This is a genomic window from Streptomyces sp. NPDC054813 (assembly GCF_053611365.1).
This window is the reverse complement of sequence record NZ_JBSHAF010000023.1, coordinates 72978-81568: the sequence shown is the minus strand read 5'-3', so window position 1 is coordinate 81568 and position 8591 is coordinate 72978. Positions and strand designations below refer to the sequence as shown.

Below are 8591 nucleotides of genomic sequence, written 5' to 3'. Positions count from 1 at the left end.
AACTCCTCGAGAGAGAGTCCGTGTTTTTCCGAGTGTAAGTGAGAGAGTCTCTGCCGCCGGGGGGCGCGCGCCAGCTGCTCGCCCCGCCGCGGGCCCCGCCCCCCCCCGTCCACACACAGATACCCTTGACATGTGACCGACGCCCAAGACACCGCCGCAGACAGTTCACTGCGCACCACCGGGGGCACTCCCCCGGACGACGCCGGATCTTCTGTGACGGGGGCGCCGATTCCCTTGCTGGAGCCGCGTGAGGGCATTCCGCCCGTGGTCGCGGACGAGGATGCGCTCGCCCGCGTGATCGCCGCGTTCGCCGCCGGCTCCGGGCCCGTCGCCGTCGACGCCGAGCGCGCGTCCGGCTACCGCTACGGGCAGCGCGCCTACCTCGTCCAGCTGCGCCGGGAGGGCGCCGGGACCGCACTGATCGACCCCGTCGCCTGCCCCGACCTGTCCGGCCTCGGCGAGGCGCTGGCCGGTGTCGAGTGGGTGCTGCACGCGGCCACCCAGGATCTGCCCTGTCTGCGCGAGATAGGCATGATGCCCAGCAGCCTGTTCGACACCGAGCTGGCCGGGCGGCTCGCCGGGTTCCCGCGGGTCGGGCTCGGCGCGATGGTCGAGAGCGTCCTCGGCTTCGTCCTGGAAAAGGGCCACTCCGCCGTCGACTGGTCGACCCGGCCGCTGCCCGAGCCCTGGCTGCGGTACGCGGCACTCGACGTCGAGCTGCTCGTCGATCTTCGGGACGCCCTCGAGAAGGAGCTGGACCGGCAGGGGAAGCTGGAGTGGGCACGGCAGGAGTTCGACGCGATCGCGTCCGCGCCGCCGGCCGAGCCGCGAAAGGACCCCTGGCGCCGGACGTCGGGGATGCACAAGGTGCGGCGGCGCCGGCAGCTGGGTGTGGTGCGGGAGCTGTGGGAGACCCGGGACCGGATCGCGCAGAAGCGGGACGTGTCGCCCGGCAAGGTGCTCAGTGACACGGCGATCGTGGAGGCGGCGCTCGCGCTGCCGGCCAACGTGCACGCCCTCGCGGGGCTGAACGGCTTCGGGCACCGGATGGGGCGGCGGCAGCTGGAACAGTGGCAGGCGGCAGTGGACCGGGCCAAGGTGCTGCCGGACGCCGGGCTGCCGCTGCCGGGACAGCCGGTGACGGGACCGCCGCCGCCACGGGCGTGGGCCGACAAGGATCCCGCGGCGGCCGCCCGGCTGTCCGCGGCACGGGCCGCGGTGTCGGCCCTGGCCGAGCAGCTCAACATGCCCCAGGAGAACCTGATCACGCCGGACACGGTGCGCAGGCTCTGCTGGGAGCCGCCGAAGGACGTGGACGCCGAGACGGTGGGAACCGCTCTGGTGGGGTACGGCGCGCGCCCCTGGCAGGTGGAGCAGGTGACGCCGGCGCTGGTGACGGCACTGACCGCCTAGGCCGGTCCGCCCGGGCCGTTCCTTTCCGGGCTCACCGGGTACCGGCGCGGGGACGTGGGACTCGGCCCTCCAGGGTGCCTCACGGCACTGCTGAAGAGCCGAGTTCCACAGTGGTCCTGCTACCGACCCGGGAGTACCCCGGCGTGTCCCGGAGCCGCTTCTTCGGCGTGCTCCGTGAGACCTTCCAGCCCTTCGTGCCCTTCCAGCCCGTCGAGACCGTCGAGTTCTTCAGCCTGATCCGGGAGTTCCGCCGCGGACCCGTCCCGCGGCAGCTCCGGATCAGCCGCGCCTTCGAGGAACGCGGTGTACAGGTTCCTGCCGCGGTGCACCGAGATGTCGATCTCCGGCAGGACCTCCGGAACCGCGATCGCGGTCACCACGTTGCGGTACATGCGCGCGATCCGCGCTTCGACATTCCCCATGTGCCGGTCGAGGGTGTTCGAGATCAGGACCACTCCGGCCCAGTTCCCCGCGACCTGGTAAGCTTGCTCCTCCACGTCGACGAAGGGCTTCAGCTCTCCCCTCCGCCGCGCTTCGGTCAGCTGTCCCGTGTTGAAGACGATCCAGTCCGGCCAGGGAGTTCCGTAGGTTTCTGGTGCATTGCCGCGGAATGACAGCATCAAGGCGGCCTGAACCGCGCTCTCCCTGGAGATTCGATGGGCCAGGATCATGCCGATGTCGACCATTTCCTGGAGCATGATTCGCTGCTTCTGCAGCCCGTCCATGCTCAGCGTGTCTTCCATGATGGCCGACGCCACTTCGAGCTTTCCCCCGGGGAAATGCCGATAGAAGGCCCCTTTGCTCGTCCGTGCGACCGTGATCAGGTCACTTACCGAAGCCCCTTCATAGCTGTCCGCCACGAAGAGTGCGCCAGCGGCGTCGAGGATCCGCTGCCTCGTGTCGATGGCGCGCTGTTGCCGCCGTCGCGGCCTGCGCAGGTTGCTCATTCGATCTCGCCTTCGAGTCCCATTCGCCGGTTGAGACTGAACGGGCTTTGTCCGGGAAAACTGCGTACGCGTTCCAGAACACCCGCCCCCGCAAGCGTTCTCGGAGCCCTGAAAGGCCGCACCATATTCGAAGTAAAAGGAATTTCAGGGCGTCACAATAAGCCGGAAAATACCGCGCACACGTTAATCAGCCTCCCGATACTACCCCGCCCGTTCAGGCGGATACCCGGCACCGGAAGGGCTGTTCGCACCCACGGAGGGCCGCCGTACGGCACCGGCCACGCGTAAGGGTCCGACATGACTTTCGACCGTGACCTCCCTCTTTAAGCACGCCGCATCCCAGTCGCAGCCGGGCACCTGAAAGCAGTGTGACCCATGGTTGCTTGACGTCACAGCGCCCGAGTTCCAGACTTGACGCCGACAGAACAGACCGACCGGTCCCTTCTGAACCCGACCACACATTCCGGCAACTCGGACATGTCATCTCTTCGGGGGTGATGAACTCGGCCGTCCTGTACTTCGAGGACGCACGCAAGCCGTTTCCGGTGGGTGGAGAGGTCACAGCAGAAGAGACCGATGGGTCCCAACAAGACCGGGTGGCGTCGTATGACGGGTCGAGCGGTCCGGGCGGGCAGACCGTCGGATCACTCCCATCCGCACGGGGGGTCATATGCGTTCCGATCGCGTTCGGATGAGGCATGCCGAGCCGTCGGCGCCGGTGCACGGCCGGCTTTGTACTCGATGCGATCCGCATTCGGTTCCGGCTCCCGTGGGCGGCATCCGCGGAGTGAACGTGCGGAGACCCGAAGCAATCACCTGGTTCGTCAGGTGCGCGTGAGCAACCCGGGCGGCCGGATGACCGCCCGCACCAGCTGACCCGCTTCGGCCTCACACCCGTCTGCTTGGGAGCCCGCACCGATGACCATCCCCTCCGCCCCCGCTGCGGCCGTTTTACGGACCGACCCCGCCGCCGACACCGCGGCGGTGATCGCCCCCTACGACGGCGGGATCCCGTATCCACGGGCGTTCGCCCGGCATGGCTGGCGGACGGTGGCCGTCGTCCCGGAGCGCCGCCTGCGGCCGCCGGCGTACCGGAACTCGCCGGTGCCTGCCGGGTACGCCGGCACGGTCGTGCACCGCGGCGTCCGGCAGACCGTCAAGGCGCTGCGGGCGCTGGGGGTCTCGGCCGTCGTCGCGGGCAGCACCGGGGGCATCGAGCCGGCCGAGCGGATCGCCTGGCAGCTCGGTCTTCCCGGCGCCGATCCGGCCTCCTCACCGCTGAGGTACGACCGCGGGGCACAGGCGGACCGCCTGGCGCGGGTGGGCATTCCCACGCTGCGGGGCATCCGTACGGCGAGTCCGGCCGAGGCCGTGGCCTGGGCGCGGAGCCACCCCATGCCCGGCTATCTGCTCACCCCGGCGGCCACCGGAACCCCGGTCGACCCGGTGGAGTGCGTGGACGAACTCCAGATCGGCGCTGCCTGGGCCGCCATGCGGCACGCGGCCGTCCAGCACTCCGGCAGCGCGCACCTGGTGCTGAGCGAGCGGCCCTCCGGGCGCCAGTACACGGTCAACACCGCCACTCGCCCGGGCCTGGACGGCCGCCCCGAGCACGTCGTCACCGACCTGTGGGCGGACGTCCACACCGGGGACGGCCGGTTGGACCGTACCGAGCTGCTCGCTCCGGGCAGCCCGCTGGCGCGGACCCTGACGCTCCGCACCACGCGGGTGCTCGACGCGCTCGGCGTGGTGTGCGGCCCGGTCACCACCCGGCTCGCGTACGGGGCCAGTGGCGAGCCCCTGCTGGTCGGCGCGCTGGCGGCGCCCGTCGTGACGCCGGCCGACGAAGCGCTGCGGACGGCGACCGGCCGTAACCGCGCCGCCGACGCGCTGGGTACGTGGATACCTCCGGCCGCCGCCCGGTGCACGCCCGCGCCGGGCGGACAGCACATCGTGCGGGTGCACATGCGTGCGACCGCCGGGATCGCCCCGTGGCTGGGAGCCGTCCTGCGCTCGCTGCCCACCGTGGTCGCGGCGAGCGAGATCCGCACGCCCGGTGCCCCCGTGTCCGCCGAGGCCGTGCTCAGCAGCAGCGAGCCGCGCGCCATCGAACGGGACTACAGCGTGATCCGTGCGCTGGAACACCACGGATGACGTTCACCGGGCCGTCCGTGACACCGCGGCCGCGCCTTTGCGCACATCACCACCCGAGAGGAGCCCTCGTGCTCACGTCACCCCGGTCCTGGGCCGCCGCCTGCCCCGCCCGCCAGGGCGGCCCACACAGCCCACTCCTGATGAGGCAGAACGCTCGCATCCTGGAGCTGGGCGTACAGCACACCGATGCGCGCGCGGCTGGTCGGCGCCCGGCGTCGAACGGCGCTCACCGGGTCGCTCCCCGCACGAAGCCGTTGTAGATCAAGGGTTGCAGGCACAGGAAGACGTCCAGCGTCGGCAGGACGACCAGGATCGCGCCCGCCGGGATGACCTCCCAGTGCGCTCCGTAGGGACCGCGGAAGCGGAACAGGGACGTCGAGATCACGCCAAGATTCTGGGACGGCATGTAGAGGAAAGGGATGTAGGTCGTTGTAGACGGCTATGCCACGCCGCGAGGGTCCACGGCGCCGCCTCGGTGACGGTCGTGGCGGGGCCGCGGGCCGGTGGTCGCTTTTCGCGCCCACGCGGTGAAGCCGCATATCGAAACAGCCCCGCGCCCCCGAAGGGGCGCTCCGGCGCAGGCCTCCCTTCATGTGACCTTCGCCGCTCCCGCCGTCAGGGGTGGGCAGTCACGTTACTCATAAGTAGCATGGGCCTGAGCGCGCGCTCAGCGCATGCAGCAGTGCCATCCCGCACCCTGGAGGAGAGCCAATCGTGCCTCGTACCGTCAGGGATGTCGTCTTCGTCGACGGCGTCCGTACCCCGTTCGGCAAGGCGGGCCCGAAGGGCATCTACCACGAGACCCGCGCCGACGACCTCGTCGTGAAGGCGATCCGGGAGCTGCTGCGCCGCAACCCCGGGCTGGACACCAAGAAGATCGACGAGGTCGCCATCGCCGCGACCACCCAGATCGGTGACCAGGGTCTGACCATCGGCCGTACCGCGGGCATTCTCGCGGGCCTGCCGACCTCCGTGCCCGGCTACTCCATCGACCGTATGTGTGCCGGCGCTCTGACCGCCGTCACCACGGTCGCCGGTTCCGTCGCCTTCGGCGCGTACGACATCGCCATCGCCGGCGGTGTCGAGCACATGGGCCGCCACCCGATGGGCGAGGGCGTCGACCCGAACCCGCGGTTCGTCAGCGAGAAGCTGGTCGACGAGTCGGCGCTGTTCATGGGCATGACCGCCGAGAACCTGCACGACCGCTACCCGCAGATCTCCAAGCTCCGCACGGACGAGTACGCGGTGCGTTCGCAGGAGAAGGCCGCCAAGGCGTACGCCAACGGCAAGATCCAGGCCGACCTGGTCCCGATCTCGGTGCGCCGGACCAACCCCGAGGGCGGCGAGACCGGCTGGGGTCTGGTCACCGCCGACGAGCCGATGCGGCCGGGGACCACCCTGGAGAACCTGTCGGGTCTGAAGACGCCGTTCCGTGTGCACGGCCGGGTCACCGCCGGTAACGCGGCCGGTCTGAACGACGGCGCCACCGCCTCGCTGATCGCCAGCGAGGACTTCGCCCGCGAGAACAACCTGCCGGTCAAGATGCGGCTCGTGTCGTACTCCTTCGCCGGTGTCGAGCCCGAGGTCATGGGCTACGGCCCGATCCCGGCCACCGAGAAGGCGCTCGCCCAGGCCGGGCTGAGCATCTCCGACATCGGTCTGTTCGAGATCAACGAGGCCTTCGCCGTGCAGGTGCTGGCCTTCCTCGAGCACTACGGCATCGCCGACGACGACGAGCGCGTCAACCAGTACGGCGGCGCCATCGCCTTCGGTCACCCGCTGGCTTCCTCGGGTGTGCGTCTGATGACGCAGCTGGCCCGCCAGTTCGAGGAGCAGCCGAACGTCCGCTACGGCCTGACCACCATGTGCGTCGGCTTCGGCATGGGCGCGACGGTCATCTGGGAGAACCCGCACTTCGAGGGGGACAAGTGAGCACCACCGCCGAGCTTCTGAAGCAGGCCTCGGACCTGTTCCCCGACGAGGTCGTGACGTCGGCGCACGTACGCCACTTCGACCTGCCGTCCGGGGCCGGCCGCTTCGCGCTGATCACCCTGGACAACGGCCTGGACCACACCAAGCCGACCACCTTCGGCCCGGCCTCGCTGGCGAACCTGAACACCGCCATCGACCAGGTCGAGAAGGAGGCGGCCGAGGGCACGATCGTCGGTGTCGGCATCACCGGCAAGCCGTTCATCTTCGCGGTCGGCGCGGACCTGAAGGGTGTCGAGCTCCTCAAGGAGCACGAGCACGCGCTCGCCATCGGCAAGGGCGGCCACGAGGTCTTCAAGCGCCTCGCGGGTCTGGCCGTGCCGACGTTCACCTACTACAACGGTGCCGCCATGGGCGGTGGCGTCGAGGTCGGTCTGCACTGCACCTACCGCACGGTGTCGAAGGCCATCCCGGCTTTCTCGCTCCCCGAGGTGTTCCTGGGCCTGGTCCCGGGCTGGGGCGGCTGCGCGCTGCTGCCGAACCTGATCGGCGCCGACAAGGCCGTCTCGGTGATCATCGAGAACAGCCTCAACCAGAACAAGCAGCTCAAGGGCCAGCAGGTCTTCGACCTCGGCATCGCCGACGCCCTCTTCGAGGGTGCCGACTTCCTGGAGCAGTCGCTGATCTGGACCGCCCAGGTGCTGAAGGGCGACGTCGAGGTCGAGCGTCCGGTGATCGACCGCGGCGAGGCCTGGGACCAGGCCGTCGCCAAGGGCCGCTTCATCGCGGACTCCAAGGTGCACGGCGCCGCCCCGGCCGCCTACCGCGCCCTGGACATCATCGCCGCCGCCAAGAACGGCGACCTCCAGCAGGGTTACGACGCCGAGGACCTGGCCCTCGCCGACCTGATCATGGGCGGCGAACTCCGCGCCGGTATCTACGCGTTCAACCTGGTGCAGAAGCGCGGCAAGCGCCCGGCGGGTGCGCCCGACAAGAACCTGGCGCGCCCGGTCACCAAGGTGGGTGTCGTGGGCGCGGGCCTGATGGCCTCGCAGCTCGCCCTGCTCTTCCTGCGTCGCCTGGAGGTGCCGGTCGTGCTGACCGACATCGACCAGGAGCGTGTCGACAAGGGTGTGGGCTATGTCCACGCCGAGATCGAGAAGCTGCTCGGCAAGGGCCGTATCAACCAGGACAAGGCCAACCGCCTGAAGGCCCTGGTCTCCGGTGTGCTGGACAAGGCCGAGGGCTTCGCGGACGCGGACTTCATCATCGAAGCGGTCTTCGAGGAGATCGGCGTCAAGCAGCAGGTGTTCGCGGAGGTCGAGGCGGTCGCCCCGGCGCACGCGATCCTCGCCACCAACACCTCCTCGCTGTCGGTGACGGAGATGGCGTCGAAGCTCAAGAACCCCGAGCGGGTTGTGGGCTTCCACTTCTTCAACCCGGTCGCGATCCTCCCGCTCCTGGAGATCGTGCGCGGCGAGCAGACCGACGACGCGTCGCTGGCCACGGCCTTCGCCGTCGCCAAGAAGCTGAAGAAGACCGCGGTCCTGGTGAAGGACGCCCCGGCGTTCGTCGTCAACCGCATCCTCACCCGCTTCATGGGCGAGATCCAGAACGTCATCGACGAGGGCACCCCGGTCGAGGTCGCGGAGAAGGCGGTCGAGCCGCTGGGCCTGCCGATGTCCCCGCTGGTGCTCCTGGAGCTGGTCGGTCCGGCGATCGGCCTGCACGTCTCGGAGACCCTCAACCGGGCCTTCCCGGACCGCTTCACGGTCTCCCCGAACCTCGCGGCCGTCGTCAAGGCGGGCAAGCGCGGCTTCTACGTGTACGACAGCGGGAAGCCGGAGCTGGACCCCGAGGTCGCCGCGCTGCTGAAGCAGGGTGACGTCGTCCTCAGCGAGGAGCAGGTCCGAGACCGTGTCCTGGACGCCGTCGCCCAGGAGATCGGGCTGATGCTCGACGAGGGTGTCGTCGCCGAGGCGCAGGACATCGACCTCTGCCTGATCACGGGCGCCGGCTGGCCCTTCCACCTGGGCGGCATCACGCCGTACCTGGACCGCGAGGGTGTCTCCGAGCGCGTGAACGGCAAGAAGTTCCTGGCGCCGGGCGTGGCGTCGGTCCCGGCGTAACCGCCGACAGCCGAAGGGG

General features: G+C 69.8%; 5 protein-coding genes and 1 pseudogene. 4 read left to right on the top strand and 2 right to left on the bottom strand.

All coding sequences use genetic code 11. The features are described 5' to 3' along the window. Positions 1-132: 132 nt before the first annotated feature. Positions 133-1413: a ribonuclease D gene (locus tag ACWGJB_RS36475; RefSeq protein WP_453384330.1), complete on the top strand. Its 1281-nt coding sequence runs from the start codon at positions 133-135 to the stop codon at positions 1411-1413. A gap of 119 nt (positions 1414-1532) precedes the next feature. Here ACWGJB_RS36475 and ACWGJB_RS36470 read toward each other — a convergent pair whose 3' ends face one another. Then, positions 1533-2360 carry a TetR family transcriptional regulator gene (locus ACWGJB_RS36470; protein WP_453384329.1) on the bottom strand — a complete coding sequence of 276 codons (828 nt, stop codon included), beginning with the start codon at positions 2358-2360 and terminating at the stop codon, positions 1533-1535. Between the two features lie 918 nt (positions 2361-3278). On the opposite strand from ACWGJB_RS36470, the gene ACWGJB_RS36465 reads away from it, so the two are divergent. Then, on the top strand, positions 3279-4514 hold the full coding sequence (locus ACWGJB_RS36465) for a hypothetical protein (RefSeq protein WP_453384328.1): 1236 nt from the start codon (positions 3279-3281) through the stop codon (positions 4512-4514). A 226-nt stretch (positions 4515-4740) separates the two neighbouring features. On the opposite strand, the pseudogene ACWGJB_RS36460 reads toward ACWGJB_RS36465, so the two are convergent. Beyond that, positions 4741-4963, bottom strand: a pseudogene (locus ACWGJB_RS36460) (carbohydrate ABC transporter permease); the annotation flags it as partial. A 265-nt stretch (positions 4964-5228) separates the two neighbouring features. Here ACWGJB_RS36460 and ACWGJB_RS36455 point away from each other — a divergent pair. Then, a complete protein-coding gene (locus tag ACWGJB_RS36455; protein WP_450764909.1) occupies positions 5229-6446 on the top strand; it encodes a thiolase family protein in 1218 nt (405 codons plus the stop codon). Beyond that, positions 6443-8572 (top strand): 3-hydroxyacyl-CoA dehydrogenase NAD-binding domain-containing protein, encoded by a 2130-nt coding sequence (locus ACWGJB_RS36450; protein WP_453384327.1) that lies wholly within the window; start codon positions 6443-6445, stop codon positions 8570-8572. The genes ACWGJB_RS36455 and ACWGJB_RS36450 overlap by 4 nt, the downstream gene beginning before the upstream one ends. The last annotated feature ends 19 nt before the right edge of the window (positions 8573-8591 follow it).